The organism is Rhodococcus yananensis (assembly GCF_020515525.1).
In the GTDB taxonomy this organism is placed as follows: Bacteria; Actinomycetota; Actinomycetes; order Mycobacteriales; family Mycobacteriaceae; genus Rhodococcus; species Rhodococcus yananensis.
Genome location: NZ_JAIYEP010000005.1, coordinates 22,202 through 42,654 on the forward strand (window position 1 = coordinate 22,202; position 20,453 = coordinate 42,654).

Sequence of the window (20,453 nt, forward strand, 5' to 3'; positions counted from 1 at the left end):
CCAACGGGTTCGGCGACACCGGGATCGGGGACGACACCTCAGGGGACGAGCACCACGATGGTCTCGGCGACGAGCGCCGGTCGGTCGGCACCCTCGATCTCGACGGTGTACTTCACCACGAGATTCGCACCTTTGGCGGTGCGTTCCAGCGAGACGAACTCCGCCGCTCCGCGCACCTTCGAGCCGACCGGAACCGGAGACGGAAAACGAACCTTGTTGGCCCCGTAGTTCACCCGCATCGCGAACCCGTCGAGGGTGAAGATCTGCGAACCGAGGACCGGCAGCAGCGACAGCGTCAGATAGCCGTGGGCGATCGTTCCACCGAAAAGACCGGTGGCGGCGCGTTCGGGGTCGACGTGGATCCACTGGTGGTCACCGGTGGCCTCGGCGAACCGGTCCACCCGCTCCTGGGTGATGTCGACCCAGTCGCTGTGCCCGAGGGGTTCGCCGACCGCCTTCTCGACCTCGTCGATGCCGTTGAATACCCGCATGTGTTCGACTCCTTGTGGTTCGTGACGCCGGTCAGTGACCGGAGCGCCGCAGGGTGACGCGATAGGTGTAGTGCTCGGGCAGGAAACAGCTCACCGACAGTTCCGTGGGAGTCCCCGCCTCGTTCGAGTAGAGCCGGTCGACGCGCAGCAGCGGATGACCGACTGCGCAATCGAGTTCGGCGGCGACCCGCGCCGACGCGGGGGCCACGGTGATCGACTGTGCCGCTTCGACGATCGGACTGTCCAAGTGGGGTTCGAGCAGGCCGATGACGGTGTTGCGGCTCGATGCCCCCGCCTGCAGTGCGGGTTCGTCGACGACGTGCGCGGCGACGCCGTCCGGGAGGTAGACGGTGGTGAGGACGAACGGGATGCCGTCGTGCACGCGACGCAGCACCACCGAATACAGCAGGTCGGTGTCCAGGCGCAGCCGGCTCGCGGCGTCGATGTCGACGCCGCGCCGCAGCGGCGCGACGATCTCCATGACGGTGTCGGCCGACAACGCCAGCAGATCCTCGATCGAACCGAGCTGACGGCGGTACCGTCCGGCCGACTCGTTCGCGAAGGTGCCGCGCCCCGGCACCCGGTAGACGATGCCGTCGGCGACGAGATCCTGGAAGGCACGGCGCACCGTCTGCCGACTCACGCCGTGTTGCCGGGCGAGTTCGGCCTCGGTGGGCAGGCGCGCGCCGTCGCTGTAGCGCCCGGCCTCCACGGCCTCGCGCAGTTCCCGCGCGAGCTGCGCGTACGCCGGTTCGGTCTCACGTGCCCTGTCCATGACGGAGTCGATCCTGGTGTCCGATGCTCAGAGCCCGCCTCGGGCGACGAGCTGCGCCGCGATCACGTTGCGCTGGATCTCGTTGGTGCCCTCACCGACGATCATCAGCGGCGCGTCGCGGAAGTAGCGTTCGACGTCGTACTCGGTGGAGTAACCGTAGCCGCCGTGGATACGGACGGCGTTCAACGCGATCTCCATCGCCACCTCGGAGCAGTACAGCTTCGCCATACCCGCCTCCATGTCGCAGCGTTCGCCGGCGTCGTACTTCTCCGCCGCGAACCGTGCCAACTGCCGAGCGGCGGTGAGCTTGGTCGCCATGTCGGCCAGGTAGTTGCCGATGGACTGGTGTTTCCAGATCGGCTGCCCGAAGCTCTCGCGCTGCTGCGCGTACTCCAGCGAATCCTCGAGGGCGGCCGTGGCGACCCCGAGCGCACGCGACGCCACCTGCAGGCGCCCCGTCTCGAGGCCCTTCATCATGTGGCCGAAGCCCCTACCCGGCTCGCCGCCGAGGATCGCGTCGGCGGAGATCCGGTAGTCGTCGAAGCTCAGCTCGCACGACTCGACGCCCTTGTAGCCGAGTTTGGGCAGGTCCCTCGACACGGTCAGTCCCGGCCCGTGCTCGACGAGCACCACCGAGATCCCCCTGTGCCGCGGCTGCGCGGTCGGATCCGTTTTGCACAACAACGCGATCAGCCCCGAGCGGCGCGCATTGGTGATCCACGTCTTCGCGCCGTTGATGACCAGGTCGTCGCCGTCGCGCTTGGCGGTGGTCGTCATCGCCTGCAGGTCCGAGCCGCCGCCGGGCTCCGTGAGCGCCATCGTCGCGCGGATCTCACCGGTCGCGAGTCGGGGCAGGTACGTGCGCTTCTGCTCCTCGGTGCCGAACAGGGTGAGCAGCTTCGCGACGACGGTGTGCCCGCCCATCGCACCGGAGAGCGACATCCATCCACGGGCGAGTTCCTCGGTGACCTGCACGTAGCAGGGCATCGACACCGGCGATCCGCCGTACTCCTCGGGCACGGCCAGCCCGTAGATGCCGATCTGCTTCATCTGCTCGATCCACTTCTCGGGGTACTCGTTCGCGTGCTCGACCTCCTGCACCGACGGCTTGACCTCGCGGTCGACGAAGTCACGGACGGTCTCGACCAGGAAGGTTTCTTCGTCGTTCAGAGTGCTCACGCGGGGTTCCTTCGTTTCGTGCCGCCGGGCCCGGATCACCGGACCGAACTATTTGTACGGCCATTTTGTTGATCGGCGGGTGCGGTTGTCAATCGAATCCGACGCTCGAACCGGCACGAATCCAGAGTTTTCCGTGATGCATCCCGCTGCATCCACCTATGCGACTGGCGCGTCACACAATAATGGCCGTACATTTGACGGCGTTCCCCGCCGCCTCAGACACCCGAGGTTCTCCGTGACATCCGAGCAGCATCTCCGCCGGCGCGCCGCCCTCGTCGCCCCCGGTTCCGACGAGCGCAAGGCCGGCAAGGCCCTGACCTCCACCGCCGACGAAGTGGTCCTCGACCTCGAAGACGCCGTCGCCGTCGACCGCAAGGCCGACGCGCGTGAACTCATCGCGCCGCTGATACTCGACCACGGACCCAGACGCACCGTCTCCGTGCGGATCAACGGTCGCGGTACGCCCTGGTTCCGCGACGACCTCCTCGCGTGTGCTGCGCTCGGCGACACCCTCGCGTCCGTCGTGATCCCCAAGGTCGAGTCGGCCGCCGACCTCGTCGAGGCCGACGCCATCCTGGGCGACTCCCCGCTCGCCGTCCAGGCGCTCGTGGAAACCCCGGCGGGCGTGCAGAACATCGACGCGATCGTTGCGGCACCGCGCGTCGTCGCGGTCGTCATCGGGTACGCCGACCTCGGTGCAACGCTCGGGCGCGCTCGCACCGCCGCGCCCGAGCACTGGCTGTACGTGCAGGACCGCGTCCTGCACGCTGCGCGCGCTGCCGGTGTCCAGGCCGTCGACGGCCCCTACCTCGGGGTCGCCGACGACGACGGATTTCGTCACGCCGCCCGCTGGATCGCCGATCTCGGCTTCGACGGGAAATGGGTCATCCACCCGTCTCAGATCGACTCTGCTGCAGCGGCGTTCACCCCCACCGACGGCGATGTCGCAGCTGCACGCAAGGTTCTCGTGGCGCTGGCAGACGCCGAGGCCCGCGGTGCCGGTGCCGCCCGACTCGACGGGCAGATGCTCGACGAGGCCGTCGCGGTCGCCGCACGCCGCACCCTCACCAGGATCGGAGAATGACGTGAACACTCCTCTGCCCGTGGGCGGACCCTACTTCGACGAACTGATCGTCGGACAGGTCTTCGACACCGCGCCCGCCGTGACTCTCACCGACGGACTCGCCGCAACGCACCAGGCGATCCTCGGCGACCGGCTGCGACTGTCGCTCGACAAGCATCTGTCCGTCGCGGTCGCCGGCGGCCCCGTCGCACATGCAGGACTCGTCACCGACATCGCGATCGGGCAGTCGACCCTCGCCACACACCATGTGAAGGCGAACCTCTTCTACCGGGGGCTGCGGTTCCACCGGTTCCCGTTCATCGGCGACACCCTGTACACGACAACGGAAGTGGTCGGGCTCAGGGAGAACTCGGCGAAACCCGGTCGCAGGCCCACCGGGCTGGCGGCGTTACGGATGAACACGGTGGACCAGGACGGCAACACGGTCCTGGACTTCTACCGGTGCGCGATGCTCCCGCTCGGCGATTCGCCGAGCGCCGAGCGCACCGTCCACACCGACGACCTGTCGACGATCGGTCCGCGGGACGAACCTGCCTGGTCGGTGCCCGACGGGTGGGATCTCGATGCGTACCGCGCGAAGGTCCCCGGCGCGCACTTCGATCCCGACCTCGTCGGCGCAGTGCTCACCTCGAGCGGTGACGTGGTCACCTGCGCGCCCGAACTCGCACGGCTCAGCCTGAACATCGCCGCGACCCACCACGACGAACGCGTCGGCGCCGCAGGACGACTCGTGTACGGCGGGCACACGATCGGACTGGCGCTCGCGCAGGCCTCCCGCGCTCTCCCCAACCTGGTGACCGTGCTCGGCTGGCAGTCCTGCGACCACACCGGACCGGTGCACGAGGGCGACACCCTCACCAGCGACCTGCACGTCGAGTCCGCGGAGTCACTCGCCACCGGCGGCGGGGTCCTGCGTCTGCGTTCGATCGTGCACGCGCACCGCGCCGACGCGACGGAACCCATCCCCGTCCTGGACTGGCGGTTCACCGCCCTCACCGCCTGACTTCCATTCGCCCCCACCCGCTTCCGAGCGAATGTATCGTCCGATCGATTGATCAGAGCGATGGGTACATTCGCTCGGGCACCGGCGAACCGGGCATTCGCTCGGGCACCGGCGAACCGGGTGGGCCACGTGGATTCGGGGCGCGCCACCGGTCACGACACCGTCCACGTGTTCGTGCCGTCGAGCAGCCCTTGGAGATCGGCGGGTGCGGACTCCTCCGCCGACCGCACCTTCGCGCGCACCCCGTCGTCGTAGGTGGGGCGCGACACGGCGCGAACGACGCCGGTGACGGTGTACGTCAGGTCCTGCCGCGACAGCCTCGACAGGGCGTACGCGTATTCGGGGTCGTCGGTGTGGGCGTCGTGCACCACGATGTCGTCGGGGTCCACGTCCACGACGTTCGCCACGGCGAGACCGAATCCCTTCTGCACGACGCACAGTTCGTCGTCGACGCCGAAGACGATCGGCTCTCCGTGCCGCACGTGCACCAGGTGCGCTCCCGCTTCGTCCTTGCGGAGCAGGTCGAACGAGCCGTCGTTGAAGATCGGGCAGTCCTGCAGGATCTCGACGAAGGCGGTGCCGCGGTGCTGCGCGGCTGCCCGCAACACCTCACCGAGGCCGGCGCGGTCGGAGTCCAGGGCGCGCGCCACGAAACTCGCGTCGGCTCCGATCGCGAGCGACATCGTGTTGAACGGGGTGTCGACCGACCCGCGCGGGGTCGATTTGGCGACCTTGCCCGTCTCCGAGGTCGGTGAGTACTGGCCTTTGGTGAGTCCGTAGATCCGATTGTTGAACAACAGGATCCGCATGTTCACGTTGCGACGCAGCACGTGGATCAGGTGGTTTCCACCGATCGAGAGACCGTCGCCGTCACCGGTGATCACCCACACCGACAGGTCGGGCCGGGTGATCGCCAGGCCGGTGGCGAAGGTCGGCGCGCGACCGTGGATGGAGTGCACGCCGTAGGTGTCGAGGTAGTACGGGAACCGCGACGAACAACCGATTCCCGAGACGAACACGATGTTCTCCCGGGCGAGACCGAGTTCCGGAAGAATGCTGCGGACGGTCGCGAGGATGACGTAGTCGCCACACCCGGGACACCAGCGCACCTCCTGGTCGGAGGTGAAGTCCTTCGCCTTCGACGGTCCGTGCGCGCGTGGCACGTCGGCGTAGCCGGACGGTGCGACCCCGACGTCGTGTCCGGCGAGCACGTGCGCGTGCCCGTTGTGCCTGGGGCCTGTCATCGAACCTCCTTCTCCCGCACGCCGGGCCGCACCGTGACGGCCGCCGCCGCGTTCGGTGTCTTCGCGGCCTCGCTCGTGTGCAACGTCCCCGCGAACTCCTCGTCCAGCGCCGCGTGCAACTCGTCGGCGCGGAACGCCATTCCCGCGACCTTCGTGACGGGCTGGATGTCGGCGTCGAATCGACCGGCGAGCACCAGGGACAGCTGTCCGAGGTTCATCTCCGGGACCAGCACCCGCCGGTAGCGGGCGAGGACGTCGGCGGTGTTCGCGGGCAGTGGGTTCAGGTGCCGCAGATGGGCGCGAGCCACCGAACGCCCGCCGCGGCGGGCCCGACGCACGGCCTCACCGATCGGCCCGTACGACGAACCCCAACCGAGGACGAGGATCTCGGCGTCATCGTCCGGATCGTCGACGTCGAGATCGGGTACCGCGATCCGCGTGATCTTCGCGGACCGCACCCGTGTCATCATCTCGTGGTTGGCGTGGTGGTAGGAGATGTCGCCCGTGCCGTCCGACTTCTCGAGGCCACCGACGCGGTGCTCACGCCCTGCGGTGCCGGGGATCGCCCAGTCTCGGGCGAGGGTGTCGGGGTCCCGCGCGTACGGCAGGTGTCCGGTGTCGTCGTCGGTGGCGGGGGGAGCGAATCCCGGGTCGATCGTCGGCAGGTCCGCCGCGTCGGGGATGCGCCACGGCTCGGTTCCGTTGGCGATCGCGCCGTCGGACAACAGCATCACGGGCGTCCGGTGGGTCACGGCGATGCGCACCGCTTCGAGTGCGGTGTCGAAGCAGTCGGCCGGCGACCGGGGGGCGACCACCGCGACCGGGGACTCCCCGTTGCGTCCGAACAGAGCTTGGAGCAGGTCGGCCTGCTCGGTCTTGGTGGGTAGGCCGGTGGACGGTCCGCCGCGCTGCACGTCGACGACGAGCAGTGGGAGTTCGGTCATGACGGCCAGTCCGATCGCCTCGGATTTCAGGGCGATACCCGGACCGGAGGTGGTGGTCACGCCCAACGATCCGCCGTAGGACGCGCCGAGGGCCGCGCCGACACCGGCGATCTCGTCCTCCGCCTGGAACGTGCGGACGCGGAACCGTCCGAGCCGGCTCAGCTCGTGCAGGATGTCGGAGGCGGGCGTGATCGGGTAGCTGCCGAGGAACACGTCCATCCCGGTCGCGCGGCCGGCCGCGACGAGCCCGTAGGCGAGGGCGGTGTTGCCGCTGATCTGGCGGTACGTGCCGGGGGGCAGGGCGGCGCGGGGCACGTGCTGGACGACGGCGAACGCCTCGGTGGTCTCCCCGTAGTTCCATCCCGCATGCAACGCGAGGGTGTTCGCCCGCGCGATGTCGGGGCGGTCGGCGAACTTGCGGGCGAGGAACGTCTCCACCCCGCCGACGGGTCGCCCGTACATCCACGACAGCAACCCGAGGGCGAACATGTTCTTCGCGCGGTGGGCGTCCTTCTTCCCGATTCCGGTGGATTCCACGGCGGTGACCGTCAGCGAGGTCATCGGTACCGTGTGCACGGTCAGGTGCCCGGTGCGGTCCTCCGCGAGCGGGTCGCCGCCGTAGCCGACCTTCGCGAGGGTGCGGCGGGTGAACTCGTCGCCGTCCACGATCAGGACGCCGCCGGCGGGCAGGTCGTCGACGTTGGATTTCAGGGCGGCCGGGTTCATCGCGACCAGCACGTCGGGTCGGTCACCGGCCGTGAGGATGTCGTGGTCGGCGATCTGGATCTGGAAGCTCGACACCCCGGGCACGGTGCCCTGCGGGGCGCGGATCTCGGCGGGGAAGTTCGGCTGGGTGGCCAGGTCGTTGCCGAAGGCCGCCGCCTCGGCCGTGAACCGGTCACCGGCGAGTTGCATGCCGTCTCCGGAATCACCCGCGATGCGGATGACGACCTGTTCGAGTGTCCGGGTCTCGACGTCGCTGTGGTGCCTCTCCATACGTGCCTCGATTCCCCGCCGGGTCGCTCCCGGATCGCCCGGCGGACGTTCGGGTTCGGTTACACGTCGCCGGCCGTTCCGGCGATGTCGATGACCACGCGGCCGCGTGTGCGTCCCGCGAGGATGTCTTCCGCGAGCTGCGGGATCTCCCCGAAGCCGCGCGTGGTGGTGAGCGCGTCGAGCTTGTCGACGGGCAGGTCGGTGGCGAGCCGCTGCCACGCCCGGGTGCGGACGTCCGTCGGGCACATCACCGAGTCGACCCCGATGAGCTTGACACCGCGCAGGATGAACGGCAGCACCGTGGTCGGCAGGTCGTTGCCTCCGGCGAGGCCGCACGCGGCGACCGTTCCGCGGTACGCGGTGCGGCTGAGCACGTTGGCGAGTGTCGACGAACCCACGGTGTCGATCGCGCCGACCCACTGCTCGGTCTGCAGGGGTCGCCCCGGCTCACCACCGAGTTCGGCCCGGTCGAGGAACGAGCGTGCGCCCAGCCCGGTGAGATGGTCGTGTTCCTCGGGCCGACCGGTGGACGCGACGACGTCGTAGCCCAGTTGCGCGAGAACCGCGACCGCGACGCTGCCGACACCACCGGCGGCTCCGGTGACGAGCACGTCCCCGTCTCCGGGGCGCACGCCGTGGTTCTCGAGTTCCTGCACGCACAGCATGGCGGTGAGTCCCGCGGTGCCGATCGCCATCGCGCGGGCGGCGTCGAGGCCCTCGGGGCGCCGGACGAGCCATTCGGAGCGCACCCGCTGGCGGGTGGTGTACGCGCCGGGATGCGTCTCCGACAGCCCCCAGCCGGTGAGGATCACGTCGTCGCCGGGCGCCCAGTCGGGTGACTCGGACCGGGCGACCGTCCCGGCGAGGTCGATGCCTGCGGTCATGGGGAATCGACGCGCTATCCTCCCCTTCCCTGTGACGGACAGTCCGTCCTTGAAGTTGAGGGACGAGTAGGCGATGTCGACGGTGACGTCGCCGTCGGGTAGATCGGTGTCGGTCAGTCGTGTCAGGGCTGCCGGCCCCGGTTCGGTGACGACGTAGGCGGGGTACTGCTCCACTGTGTTCCGGTTCCTCTCTTCGCTGTTCGGGTCGCGAGGTGTTCGGTCCTCCGCGCTGTCACCCGTCGGTCGCGGTGGTGTCGGCGACGAACCTCTGCACGCTCGGCCACGACAGTGTCCAGGCCGCCGCGTTCACCGGGTCCACCTGCCGGGGTCTGTTGCTGAATCCGTGTGCGGCACCGGGATAGACGTGCACGACCGTTGCGCCGACGGAGCGGCTCTGCAGCGCTGATTGCAGAGCCGCGAACGTCTCGGTCGTCATGACGGTGTCCGCTCCGGCGTGCACGATCATCGTCGGCGCGGTGATCCGGGCGGCGTGGTCCACGGCGTCGAGCACGTGGTGGTCCGGCGCCGGAACGAGGATCGACGGATGGTACGCGACGACGGTCGCGATGTGCGGGTCGCGGGCACCGAGGAGCAGCGCGAACCGTCCGCCGAGGCACCAGCCGATCACCCCGACCCGCGCCAGGCCGAGCTCTCCGCGGGCGTGGTCGAGCAGGATTCCCATCTCGGCGAGGCAGTCCTCGTCGCGCAGGTCGGTCATCGACTCGGCGAGCCGTTGCGGTTCGGTGTCGTCGGAGCTCCGGCCGTGCCAGGGATCCCACACGAGCGCGGTGACACCCGAGGAGGCGAGGTCGGCCGCGTACTCACGGACCTGCTCGCCGATCCCGGTGACCATGGGCAGGAGCAGCATCCCGGCATCGGTGCCGCCGAGGGGGCGAGCCAGGTAGGCACGCAGACCACCGATGTGCACGTGCTCCGCTTCGATGTCACGCATCGGTACGCCTCCCGTGTCGGTCTCGTCCCGCTCTTCCCTCTTCGTACGCCACATTCGCCGTCGGGACCACTGTGCGCCTGCCATGATGCCCACGAACACCGATCGACACTCGAATTCCCACTGAACAAGACGAACGAGAATGCCATTTTCGTTTCGGGTATATTCGGTACCGCCTCGGGCGAGTGGCCCGAACGGACCGACCTCGGCGACGGCGCACACCACCGGTACGCCGAGCACTCCACGGAAGGACGGTGGGACATGACCCGCACCGCACTCGTCAGCGGCGGCACCGGTGGCCTCGGCGCCGCGGTCACCGCACATCTGCTCGAGTCCGGGTGGCGTGTCGTCGTCCCGTGGCTGGTGCGCGAGGAACTGGACCGCGTCGGCACACACCCGAACCTGCACCTCGTGCGCGCCGACCTCACCGACGCGCAGCAGCTCGAGGACGCCCTGTCCGCGGCCACCGACGACCCGGACGCACCGTTGTTCGGTGTCGTCAACCTCGTCGGCGGATTCAGCGCGGGCCCGCGCGTGCACGAGACCCCCCTCGACGCCCTCGACTCCCAACTCGACATCAACGTGCGCACCGCATACGCCGTCAGCCGGGCCGCACTACCCCACCTGATCCGCCACGGCGGCGGATCCATCGTGTGCATCTCCGCCGCCGCGACACGTAACCCGTTCGCGGGCGGTGCCTCCTACATCGCCTCCAAAGCCGCGGTGTCCGCACTCGTGGAGACCATGGCCGTCGAGTACCGCGACGACCACATCCGGGTCAACGCACTGTTGCCGGTCGTCATCGACACGCCCGCCAACCGCGCGGCGATGCCCGCAGCCGACACCGGCCGATGGTCGCAACCCGCGGACGTCGCGAAGGTCATCGGATTCCTGCTCTCCGATGCCGGTTCCCCGGTCACCGGCGCGCTGATCCCGGTCACGAAGGTCTGACCCCGCCGCTTCGTCGCATGACATCGGCTCCCCGTACCGCACGAACCCAGGGGTGGCAGACCCGGCGGCAGGGAGGGTTCACCCGACGATGCCGGCCTTGCGCAGGCCCTCGATCTGTTCGTCGGTCGATCCGAGCTGCGCCAGAACGGTGTCGGTGTGCTCGCCGAGTTCCGGGACGGCCCCCATCGGCAGTTCGACGTCACGGAAGTTCATCGGCGGGCGGATCGCGCGGATCGCACCGGCCCCGGTCTGCACCTCCCGCCACCGATCGCGGGCGGCGAGCTGCGGATGATCTACCAGACCTCCCAGATCACGCAGCTGGGCGGCGGGGATCCCTGCGGCACAGAGCTTCTCGTCGAGATCGGCACCGACGAACACGCGGGTCGCCTTGCCGACGAGGTCGTCGACCTCTGCGCGATGACGCACTCGCTCCACATTCGTCGCGTACCGAGGGTCGTCGGCCAGTTCGGGCATGCCGAGCACGTCGGTGACGAGAGTGCGCCAGCCGCGGTCGTTCTGCACACCGATGAGGATCTCCCCATCGGCTGTCGGATATTTGTCGTACGGGGCGATGGACGTGTGTGCCAGGCCCATCCGCGGCACCTGCCGATCCTGATACATCTGCAGGTACATGGGGTATCCGAGCCACTCGGCGGTGGCATCGAACATCGACACGTCGACGGTCGCGCCCACCCCGGTGCGGACGCGCCGCAGCAGCGCTGCCTGGATCGACGTCAACGCGTACATCCCGGCGGCGATGTCCGCGGTCGGGATGCCCGTCTTGACGGCGGTCTCCGGGGTCCCGGTGATCGAACACAACCCGGTTTCGGACTGGACCAGCAGGTCGTACGCCTTACGATCACGCATGGGTCCGTCGGTGCCGTACCCGGACATGTTCACGACGATCAGCTCGGGGTGGTCGGCGCGGAGATCGTCGGCGCCGAGTCCGAGGCGTTCGACGGCTCCCGGCGCGAGATTCTGCAGGAAGACGTCCGCACCGGCGATCAGCGTCCGCACCGCATCGATACCGGCAGGTGCCTTCAGGTCGACCGCGAACGACTCCTTGCCGCGGTTGAGCCACACGAAATGCGCTGCCATCCCGAGCACGGCACTGTCGTAGTCGCGCGCGAAATCACCGTCACCGACACGCTCGATCTTGACGACGCGGGCTCCCAGATCCGCGAGATGTCGCGTCGCGAGCGGCGCGGCGACCGCCTGTTCGAGGCTCACCACGGTGACACCGTGCAACGGCAGGTCGTCGCGTTCCCCGTCGGACATCGACTGTTCGGCCATCTCGACGATCGGCCCCTCTCCTCCTCGCGTGCGCGTACCCGTGCGCACGACCGGGCACCCGGCACCGGAATCGGTGTTCCATGCTGCCGCCGTGCGACACCGGACGCAAACCTCACACCGATACGTATTCGCTCACGGTCACATTCCCATCAGGTATTGGACACGTGCGCGTCCGTACTCCGCCGCGGCCGGATACCTGCGGCTCGCAGCACTACCGCGGCGCACCCACCACCGGACGGTACCCCCGATGAGAGTCGGGACCGGCGGGGCCGACGGTCACGCGGAGCCGTTCCGATCCGACCGCTCGACGGTGACCTTCACGTTCTTCATGATCGGCTGATCGCTCTGTGTGCTGTAGTCGCCGATCGCGCACAGCACGTTCATCTCGGGCATGTACCCGGCGGCCGAGCCGGGCGGGATGTCGTACGGGAGCGCGGTGTAGCCGCGCAGGGTGCGGGTGCTGCCGTCGCGGGCATGGCTGGTGATGTCCACCCTGTCGAACTCGCCGACGCCCCGCACCTTCATGTCGTCCGCGTTCATGAAGATCAGTGTCCGCAGGTTCTCGACACCCCGGTAGCGGTCGTTGCCCTCGTCCACGGGTGCGCTCGGTGTCGCCGCACCCGCGATCTCATCCGCCGGGTCGTTCGGAGCGCCCCGGCCCGACTCTCTCCCGACCGTTCCGTGGTGCTCGATCCGCCCCCGTGATCAGCGGCCACACCTGCCCCGCCGTCATCGCGGCGTCCAACAGCTCGGCATCCCACGCGGCAAGTGTGCCGAATTCGCTGCGCCACGACAGGATCCGGTTGGTGTGCCGATGCAGCTCGTGTTCCATCGTGAACCCGATCGCCCCGAGCGCCTGGTGCGCGTTGCGAGCGACCACCGCCGCGGCGTGACCGGCGCACGAGGCTGCCGCCGCGACCGCGAAGCGCGTCGCGTCGCCTCCGAACCCGTGCTCGCTCACGCGGGCGACCGCACCGTCCACCGCCGCGCGAGCGAGTGCCGATTCCGCGGCGAGGTCCGCCACGAGCGCCTGCACCGCCTGGAACCTTCCGAGCGGACGACCGAACTGCACTCGCGCGGTGGTGTGTTCGACGACCAGTTCGACGATTCGTTCCATCGCGCCCGCCGAGGCGAGAGCACGCGCCAATGCGCCTCGGTAGCGGATCTGCTCGACCACGGCTCCCGAGATCTCGACCCCGTCCACCGCAGACAGGTCGACGCGGATGTGATCACGCGGCTCGGACGCGAGATCCACTGCCGCGGTCAGCTCGATCCGGTCCCGGGGCACGTCCGCCACCCGCCACGTGCCGTCCCCTGCCCGCCACGTGACGACGATCGAATCGGTGTCGCGAGCCCACGGCACCGATCGCGCGGCACCGCTGTCGTCGACCACCGCCACCGTGCGCACCGCATCGGCGGCGGCGAGCCCGGCCTCCTCCAGCAGCCACCCGGCGAGGAGGTCGTTCTCCGCGACCGGTACCGCGGCCGCCGACGCTCCGACCGCCGTCAGGAGCAGCGCCGCCTCCGCCCACCCCGCACCGCTGCCGCCGGATTCCTCGCGCCCGGTCAGCCGGGTCAGTCCGAGATCGGCCAGCGTCGACCAGAGCGGCCGGTCGAGTCGGACCACCGCGCCGATGCGGTGGTCGTCGCCCGGGGTGAGTACCTCTGCCAGCATCGCCGCGAAGTCGCGAAGTTCCGTGTGGTCGATGTCGCTACCGTTGTTGCTCAACGCATTCCCAATCCTCGTGCGATGACCCCGCGCAGGATCTCGCTGGTTCCACCGCGTAACGTGAAGCCCGGACGCTGCATGACGCCGGCCCGGACGAGATCTGCGAGACCTTCGTCCGAGGCGGTGTAACCGCACAGCTCGTCGGCGAGATCCGCGACATCCCCCTCGGTCTTCGTGCCCAGTACCTTCACCACCGATGCCGCGAGTTCGGCGTTCTCACCGCGCTGCAGGGATTCGGACACGGCCGTGGACATGCCGTGCAGGCCCACCATCCGGCCGATGATCGCACCGATGCGGGTGTCGCGCGGGGCCGTTCCCGCCGCGACACCCCCGACGAGTCCGTCGAGCAGACCGAAGGTCGACAGGAACCGTTCCGGTCCGCTGCGTTCGAATCCGAGTTCGCTCGTGACCTGTTCCCAACCGGCGCCGATCCTCCCCAGCACGAGATCGTCGGGAACGAACACCTCGTCCAGGATCACCTCGTTGAAGTGATGGTCGCCCGACATCGACAGGATCGGCCGGATCGTCACACCGGGCGAGTCGAGCAGCACGATGAACTGGCTCAGACCGTCGTGCCGGTGCGCAGGGTCGAGCGGTGCAGACCGTGCCAACGCGAAGAACGCATCGGCGTAATGGGCGCCGGACGTCCACAATTTGGTGCCGGTCACCGACCAGCCTCCGTCCGTCCGAGTCGCCCGCGTCTTCACGCCGGCGAGATCCGAACCGGACTCGGGTTCGGACATGCCGATGGCCCAGCAGATCTGCCCCGCCGCGATTCCCGGGAGGAAGCGCTGCTTCTGTTCTTCCGTGCCGTACTTCAACAGCGACGGTGCGGCCTGCCGGTCCGCGACCCACTGCGCGGCCACCGGTGCTCCGACGGCGAGCAGCTCCTCGGTGACGACGAACCGTTCCATGAACGACCGGCCGTGACCCCCGTATTCGACCGGGATCGTCATGCCGAGCCAGCCTCGCGCGGCGAGCGCCCGGGTGAACTCGGGGTTCCACCGGGTCAGCCACGTGTCGATTCCGGGGGTGAACACCCCCGCGTCGATCTGTTCGTGCAGGAACGTTCGTACCTGCGTGCGCAACTCGGCGAGTGCGGGGTCGGATACCCCGGCCGGCGGAACGAGTCGGGTTCTCAACGCATGTCTCCTTCACCGGTGGCCGCGAGCGCGGCCACGTTCGGGCACAGCAGTGCCAATGCCAGATCCGCGTAGCGGTCCGCGATCTCGTCGGGTGTCGCGGGCCCGTTCGGGTCGTACCAGTTCGCGATCGCCGACGTCATCGCCAGGATCGAGCGGCGACAGTCGTCGGGGTGCGCAGTGGTGAACGCTCCGGACGCGATGCCGTCGTCGATGATGTCGCGGATCCGCCGGCGCCCGGCACGACGACGCTCGTCGTACCGCCTCGCCCCCTCGGAGTCGAGATTGCGGACCTCGGTTGCGATCATCCGCCCGTGGTCGGGATAGCGGGTACGGAACTTCACGTTCCCCCGCACGAGCGCCCGCAACCGATCGACGGGATCATCTCCCGCGGAGTCGAGTTCGGCGTCACACACCGCGTCGTAGGTGTCGACGCCGTCGAGCAGTGTCGCGAGCAGCAGGTCCTGCTTGTTCTTGTAGTGGTAGTAGAGCGCCGACAGGCTCACGCCCGCCTCCTGCGCGATCGTCCGGATCGACGACGCGCCGTAGCCGTTGCGCACGAACTCCTTACGACCGGCCTCGATGAACACCCGCTGCTTCGGTGACGGAACCATCACACGGCACCCGGGAACGGCGCGGCATCCGGATCCGCATACGACCGGACGAGGTCGCTCAACGCGCCCTTGACCATCTTGCCCGTCGGGGTGCGCGGCAGTTCGTCGACGAACCGCACGTGTCGCGGACATTTGAAGCGGGACAGCTTCTCCCGGCAGTGGTCGATGATGTCGCGTTCGATCTCACCGTCACCGACGACTCCGTCGACGAGTTGCACGAACGCCTCGACGCGTTCGCCCCGGTCGGCATCCGGTACGCCCACGACGGCGACGTCGGCGATCGACGGGTGCAGCGCGAGGACGTTCTCGATCTCCTGCGGGTAGATGTTGACACCCCCGGAGATGATCGTGAACTTGTCCCGTCCGGTCAGGTACAGATACCCGTCGGAGTCGAGGTATCCGAGGTCGCCGGTGGTCGACCAGTCGGAGAACTCCGGGTGCCGGATAGATGCGCTCTTCTCCGGGTCCTTGTGGTATCCGACGTGGTATCCGGGTCGTTCGAAGTAGACGGTCCCCATCTCGCCAGGCGGCAGTACCCGCCCGTCGCCGTCGCAGATGTGGGCGATCCCCGCCGATCCGGGCGCCCCCGTCCGGCCGACGCTGCCCGGGCGGCGGAGCCACTCGCGCGGTCCGATGAGCGTGCTGCCGATCGATTCGGTGGACGAGTAGTACTCGTACACGATCTCGCCCCACCACTGCATGAGTCGCTGTTTGACGTCGACGGGACACGGCGCCGCGGAGTGCAGGGCCACCCGCATCGTCGACAGGTCGTAGCGGTCACGCACAGATCCGTCCAGGGCGAGCAGCCGCACGAAATGCGTCGGCACCCATTGACTGTGGGTGACGCCGAACTTCTCGATCACGGCCAGGCACTCTTCCGGGGCGAACCGGTCCATGAGCACGACGGTGCCACCGAGCGCCTGCGTTCCGGCGCTGTAGCGCAGAGGCGCCGCATGGTAGATCGGCGCCGGCGACAGGTACACCGTGTCCTCACCGAATCCGAAGTGCCGCAGCATCTGCAGCACCGGTGGCCCCGGCTCGTCGCCGACCTGCGCGCCGGTGAGCGGCAACTTGATGCCCTTCGGTCGCCCCGTGGTACCCGACGAGTACAGCATGTCGGCGCCGCGCGGCTGATCCGCCGGCGGCGTCAACGGCCGGGCAGCGACCTCGTCCTCGTACACCAGGTGTCCGGCCACCGATCCCCCGAAGGCAATCCGGTGGTGCACGGCCGGGGTCAGCGGTACCAGACGTTCGGCGAGGTCCGCGAGCCGAGCGGACACCACGAGAACCTTCGCATCGCAGTCGTCCACGACGTGCGCCGCCTCGGCCGGCGCCAGATGCGAGTTGACGAACGTGACGTACACGCCCGATCGCATTGCACCCCAGTACAGTTCGTACGCGGCGGCGTCGTTGACGGTGAGAACGGCGATGTGGTCGCCGACGTCGACGCCGTGGGCGCGCAGCCAGTGAGCGAACCGCGCCGACCCCTCGTCGAGCTCCCGATAGGTGACGGCCCTGCCGATCACGGTCTCGTGGACGGCGATCCGGTGCGGGTCGACCGCGGCGTAGCGTCCCGGGTACATCGGCTACAACCCCAGGTCCTTGGAGATGATCGTCTTCATGACCTCGCTGGTGCCGCCGTAGATGCGGGTGACCCGCGTGTCCGCGTACAGCCGCGCGACCGGGTACTCGGTGATGTAACCGTAGCCGCCGTGCAGTTGCAGACACTTGTCGACGACACGGCCGGCGACCTCGGTGCAGAACAGCTTGGCTCGCGCGGCGTCGGCGACGGTCAGTTCGTTCCGGTCGAGCAGTTCGAGGCAGTGGTCGGCGTACACGCGTGCGGCCTGCGTCTCGGCGGAGCATTCGGCCAGGACGAACTTGGTGTTCTGGAACGAGGCGACGGGCTTGCCGAACACCTTGCGGTCCTTGGTGTATTCGATCGCGTGGTGGATGGCGGCCTCGGCGAACCCGACCTGGTTCAAGGCGATACTGAGCCGCTCCTGCGGAAGATTGTGGGTGAGGTACTCGAAGCCCCGCCCTTGTTCACCGAGGAGGTTCTCCACGGGCACCTTCACGTCGGTGAAGGACAGCTCCGCGGTGTCCTGCTGGTGCAGGCCGATCTTGTCGAGCCTGCGTCCGACGGCGAACCCCTCGGCGGCCGTGGGCACCGCGATGATGGAGAGCCCACCGCGCCGGTTCTCCGGATCGAACGGGGCCGTGCGGCACACCGTCAGGATCAGGTCGGCGGTCACACCACCGGTGATGAACGTCTTGGCACCGTTGACGACGTAGTGGGATCCGTCGTCGGATAGTTTCGCGGTGGTCGCGATGTTGGCGAGATCCGATCCGGTACCGGGCTCCGTCATCGCGATGGCGGTCATGAGGGAGCCGTCGGCGAAGCCGGGAAGCCAACGCTGTTTCTGCTCGTCGGTGCCGTATTCGAGCAGGTACGGCAGGATCAGGCAGGTGTGCACGGTGTACGAGCCGAAGGACACACCCGCGCGGGAGACCTCCTCGAACACGATCGCGTTGTACACGAAGCTGGATTCGCCGCCGCCCCCGTACTCCTCGGGCACCTGGATGCCGAGGATCCCGAGTTCGCCGAGACGCTCGAAGAAGGACCTGGGGGGCCGGCCCGCGTCGTCCCATTCCTCGCGGTGCGGCACGACCTCGCGTTCGATGAAGTCGCGCACCATCTTTCGGAACTGTTCGTGATCTTCGGTGATGATCGAACGTTTCACGGTGGTGTCCTTACGGTTCGGGTTCGGTTCAGTGGCCGCGGAAGTCGCCCTCGCGGCGTTCGAGGAACGCGGCGAGGGCCTCGCGGTGGTCTTCGGTGTGGTGCGACAGCGCCTGCAGGGACGCTGACAGCTCGAGGAGGGTGTCGAGGTCGACGCGCTGGCCTTCGCGCAGCAGTTTCTTGGTCATGCGCAGAGCGTGCGGCGGGTTGACGGCGACGCGGTCGGCGAGCGCACGGGCGGCGCCGAGGAGTTCGTCGGGCTCGACGACCTGCGACACCATGCCCCAGTCGAGTGCGGTTGCGGCGTCGACGCGGTCGCCGGTGAACGCCATCTCGGCGGCGCGGGCCGCACCGATCGCGCGCGGCAGCAACCATGCCCCTCCGTCACCGGGGATGATGCCGAGCCGAACGAAGCTCTCGGCGAAGAACGCGGTGGTCGAGGCGATCCGCATGTCGCACATCATCGCCAGGTCGCAACCGGCGCCGACCGCGGGTCCGTTGACGGCGGCGATGATCGGCACCTCGCAGTGGAAGATCGCCTTCGGCAGTCGCTGGATCCCGCGGCGGTACCCGTCGCGCAGGGCGTGCGGTGCCCCGGCGAACATGCCGGTGCGGTCGGCCATGTCCTTGACGTTGCCGCCGGCGGAGAACGCCGAGCCCGCCCCGGTGAGGATCACGACTCGGGTGTCGACGTCGGTGTTCGCCTCGTCGACGAGTCGGACGAGGCGCTCGACGACGTCGTCGCCGGAGATCGGGTTGCGCATCTCCGGAAGGTTGATCGTCCAGGTGACGACGTGTCCGTCGCGGGTGGCGAGGACTACGTCCTGCGATGCGGACTCCGGTGCTGCAGACATGAGGGGCCTGGTCCTTCCGTATCGATGTGGTCCGCGCCATAATCGGGTCGAACGATCGTTAAACTACGGAGGGTGGACCGGGCTGTAAAGGGCCCCGGCGCGTTTCGGTCAGTCGGGAAGGCTCACACCCGATTCGGCAATTCTTATGGACACCTCGTCGGGAAAGACGTTGCGGAACACGAACGGATCACGCCCCAGCACCCAACCCGGTGCCAGTGCCGTTGCGTACCGCTCGAAGTAGCCGACCTGTTTGCCGAACAGCACGAGTTCCTCGGGGCTGGTCATGTTCCACATCCGGCCCAGCGACACCAGGGCTCCGATCAGCTCACTGAGCCGCAGGTCCCCCATGTCGCGCCCGAGCAGCGAACCGAACGCCTCGGCCACCTGCCTCCCGACCGCCGCGTCGTCCACATCGAGATCCGCGGCCACGCCGAGCCCCCGGATCGCTCGCGCCACCGACACGAAATTCCCGTCGAGCAACGCCCCCCGGAACAACTCGCGCATCACCGTCCGCCACTGTTCCGGAAGCTCGCCGACGATCCCGAAGTCGAGCATCGCGACCCGCCCGTCGTCGAGCAGCCACAGATTGCCGGCGTGCACATCACCGTGGAAGGGCCCGTGCAGCAGGACGGCCTCGATCCACACCTTCACACCGCGGCGCACCAGCAGCGAACTGTCGATGCCGCCCTGCCCCGGCACGACCCGGTCGAGTGGACGCCCCCGCAACCGCTCCATGCAGATCACGCGGGGACCGCACCAGTCCCAGTACACCTCGGGTACCGTCACGAACCGGTTGTCGCCGAACGCACCGATGTTGCCGCGGAAACGATCCTGACGATCCGCCTCGACCGCGGCGTTCAACTCGGTCGTCGTCGCGGTGTAGAGGTCCCGGATGATCGCGGGGGTGTTCGCGATCCGGAAGAACTCGAACACGCACAGGATCTTCGCACCCACGTACGCCGCGCGCAGATCCACCAGCATCCGGCGGGCGATATCGGGGCGTTGCACCTTGACCACGGCCGGGCGACCGTCACGCAGCACGCATCCGTGCACCTGCGCGACCGACGCCGCAGCGAGGGGGACGTCGTCGAACGACGCGAACATCTCGTCGATGCGGTGTCCCAGATCCGCCTCGATGACGGCGCGGGCCTGTTCCGAGGGAAACGTGGGCACGTCGTCGAGCATCCGCAGGCAGGCGTCGGCGAGGGGCGCCGGGAACAGTCCGGGCGACGATGCGATCAGCTGGCCGAGTTTGACGAAGGTGGGACCGAGGTGCTCGAAGGCGTCGACGGTGCCGTTCGCCGCGGCCACCACGACGCTGCGTTCACGCGGGCGCACCGTCCACCGCAGCAGCGCCCACGTCACGAAGACGACGAGCGCGCCCACGACCACCACGGCACGGCCCAGTTCGGCGAGCCCGAAACGTTCCAGCGGCGGCCGCTCGACGTGCAGCGCGCCGGGCGGGGGGCCACCGGAGAACGGTCCCACGGGCCCGTCGGGCCCCACCGGCCCTTCCTGTGCGCGGTCGTCCGTCTCCGGCGCATCCTCCCGGCGAGAGTTCTCCTGCAACGCCTGCCC

18 protein-coding genes and 1 pseudogene are annotated in these 20,453 nt (G+C 68.7%); 3 read left to right on the forward strand and 16 right to left on the reverse strand.

Annotation, left to right across the window (positions count from 1 at the left end):
• Positions 1-38: 38 nt before the first annotated feature.
• Genes LDQ05_RS01925 through LDQ05_RS01935 form a run of 3 tightly spaced genes read right to left on the reverse strand, consistent with a single transcriptional unit; the run spans position 39 to position 2,445 of the window.
• Positions 39-491 carry a MaoC family dehydratase gene (locus LDQ05_RS01925; protein ID WP_226435210.1) on the reverse strand — a complete coding sequence of 151 codons (453 nt, stop codon included), beginning with the start codon at positions 489-491 and terminating at the stop codon, positions 39-41.
• A gap of 31 nt (positions 492-522) precedes the next feature.
• Positions 523-1,266: a GntR family transcriptional regulator gene (locus LDQ05_RS01930; protein WP_226435211.1), complete on the reverse strand. Its 744-nt coding sequence runs from the start codon at positions 1,264-1,266 to the stop codon at positions 523-525.
• A gap of 27 nt (positions 1,267-1,293) precedes the next feature.
• Complete coding sequence (locus tag LDQ05_RS01935; RefSeq protein WP_226435212.1) at positions 1,294-2,445, reverse strand: acyl-CoA dehydrogenase family protein; 1,152 nt, start codon at positions 2,443-2,445, stop codon at positions 1,294-1,296.
• 235 nt (positions 2,446-2,680) lie between these two features.
• On the opposite strand from LDQ05_RS01935, the gene LDQ05_RS01940 reads away from it, so the two are divergent.
• Together LDQ05_RS01940 and LDQ05_RS01945 are read left to right on the forward strand one after the other, a co-directional pair.
• On the forward strand, positions 2,681-3,529 hold the full coding sequence (locus tag LDQ05_RS01940) for an HpcH/HpaI aldolase/citrate lyase family protein (RefSeq protein WP_226435213.1): 849 nt from the start codon (positions 2,681-2,683) through the stop codon (positions 3,527-3,529).
• A gap of 1 nt (position 3,530) precedes the next feature.
• On the forward strand, positions 3,531-4,532 hold the full coding sequence (locus tag LDQ05_RS01945) for a MaoC family dehydratase (protein ID WP_226435214.1): 1,002 nt from the start codon (positions 3,531-3,533) through the stop codon (positions 4,530-4,532).
• A gap of 152 nt (positions 4,533-4,684) precedes the next feature.
• Here LDQ05_RS01945 and LDQ05_RS01950 read toward each other — a convergent pair whose 3' ends face one another.
• The 4 genes from LDQ05_RS01950 to LDQ05_RS01965 are packed head-to-tail and all read right to left on the reverse strand — an operon-like array spanning position 4,685 to position 9,552.
• Entirely contained in the window at positions 4,685-5,776 is a 1,092-nt protein-coding gene (locus LDQ05_RS01950) for a 2-oxoacid:ferredoxin oxidoreductase subunit beta (RefSeq protein ID WP_226435215.1), read from the reverse strand.
• Positions 5,773-7,716, reverse strand: coding sequence for a 2-oxoacid:acceptor oxidoreductase subunit alpha (locus LDQ05_RS01955; protein ID WP_226435216.1), 1,944 nt, complete (start codon positions 7,714-7,716; stop codon positions 5,773-5,775). The genes LDQ05_RS01950 and LDQ05_RS01955 overlap by 4 nt, the downstream gene beginning before the upstream one ends.
• A 59-nt stretch (positions 7,717-7,775) precedes the next feature.
• Complete coding sequence (locus LDQ05_RS01960; RefSeq protein WP_226435217.1) at positions 7,776-8,774, reverse strand: MDR family oxidoreductase; 999 nt, start codon at positions 8,772-8,774, stop codon at positions 7,776-7,778.
• Between the two features lie 58 nt (positions 8,775-8,832).
• The gene (locus LDQ05_RS01965; protein ID WP_226435218.1) at positions 8,833-9,552 is read right to left on the reverse strand and encodes a dienelactone hydrolase family protein; all 720 of its coding nucleotides are present in this window, start codon (positions 9,550-9,552) and stop codon (positions 8,833-8,835) included.
• Positions 9,553-9,810: 258 nt separating this feature from the next.
• Here LDQ05_RS01965 and LDQ05_RS01970 point away from each other — a divergent pair, with 258 nt between their 5' ends.
• Positions 9,811-10,500, forward strand: a complete 690-nt coding sequence (locus LDQ05_RS01970; RefSeq protein WP_226435219.1) for an SDR family NAD(P)-dependent oxidoreductase — start codon at positions 9,811-9,813, stop codon at positions 10,498-10,500.
• A 78-nt stretch (positions 10,501-10,578) separates the two neighbouring features.
• Here the strand turns inward: LDQ05_RS01970 and LDQ05_RS01975 are convergent, their stop codons facing one another.
• From LDQ05_RS01975 to LDQ05_RS02015, 9 genes and pseudogenes are all read right to left on the reverse strand, one after another.
• Positions 10,579-11,793: a CaiB/BaiF CoA transferase family protein gene (locus tag LDQ05_RS01975; RefSeq protein ID WP_226435220.1), complete on the reverse strand. Its 1,215-nt coding sequence runs from the start codon at positions 11,791-11,793 to the stop codon at positions 10,579-10,581.
• Positions 11,794-12,069: 276 nt separating this feature from the next.
• Positions 12,070-12,378, reverse strand: a pseudogene (locus tag LDQ05_RS01980) (FdhF/YdeP family oxidoreductase); the annotation flags it as partial.
• Between the two features lie 43 nt (positions 12,379-12,421).
• Positions 12,422-13,468 carry an acyl-CoA dehydrogenase family protein gene (locus tag LDQ05_RS01985; protein WP_372461015.1) on the reverse strand — a complete coding sequence of 349 codons (1,047 nt, stop codon included), beginning with the start codon at positions 13,466-13,468 and terminating at the stop codon, positions 12,422-12,424.
• 50 nt (positions 13,469-13,518) lie between these two features.
• Positions 13,519-14,664, reverse strand: a complete 1,146-nt coding sequence (locus tag LDQ05_RS01990; RefSeq protein WP_226435222.1) for an acyl-CoA dehydrogenase family protein — start codon at positions 14,662-14,664, stop codon at positions 13,519-13,521.
• Positions 14,661-15,278, reverse strand: a complete 618-nt coding sequence (locus LDQ05_RS01995) for a TetR/AcrR family transcriptional regulator (RefSeq protein ID WP_226435223.1) — start codon at positions 15,276-15,278, stop codon at positions 14,661-14,663. The genes LDQ05_RS01990 and LDQ05_RS01995 overlap by 4 nt, the downstream gene beginning before the upstream one ends.
• Entirely contained in the window at positions 15,278-16,861 is a 1,584-nt protein-coding gene (locus LDQ05_RS02000; RefSeq protein WP_226435224.1) for an acyl-CoA synthetase, read from the reverse strand. The genes LDQ05_RS01995 and LDQ05_RS02000 overlap by 1 nt, the downstream gene beginning before the upstream one ends.
• Positions 16,862-16,864: 3 nt before the next feature.
• Positions 16,865-18,022, reverse strand: coding sequence for an acyl-CoA dehydrogenase family protein (locus LDQ05_RS02005; RefSeq protein ID WP_226435225.1), 1,158 nt, complete (start codon positions 18,020-18,022; stop codon positions 16,865-16,867).
• A gap of 28 nt (positions 18,023-18,050) precedes the next feature.
• A complete protein-coding gene (locus tag LDQ05_RS02010) occupies positions 18,051-18,875 on the reverse strand; it encodes a crotonase/enoyl-CoA hydratase family protein (protein ID WP_226435226.1) in 825 nt (274 codons plus the stop codon).
• A 108-nt stretch (positions 18,876-18,983) separates the two neighbouring features.
• A complete protein-coding gene (locus LDQ05_RS02015; RefSeq protein ID WP_226435227.1) occupies positions 18,984-20,381 on the reverse strand; it encodes an ABC1 kinase family protein in 1,398 nt (465 codons plus the stop codon).
• Positions 20,382-20,453 lie beyond the last annotated feature (72 nt).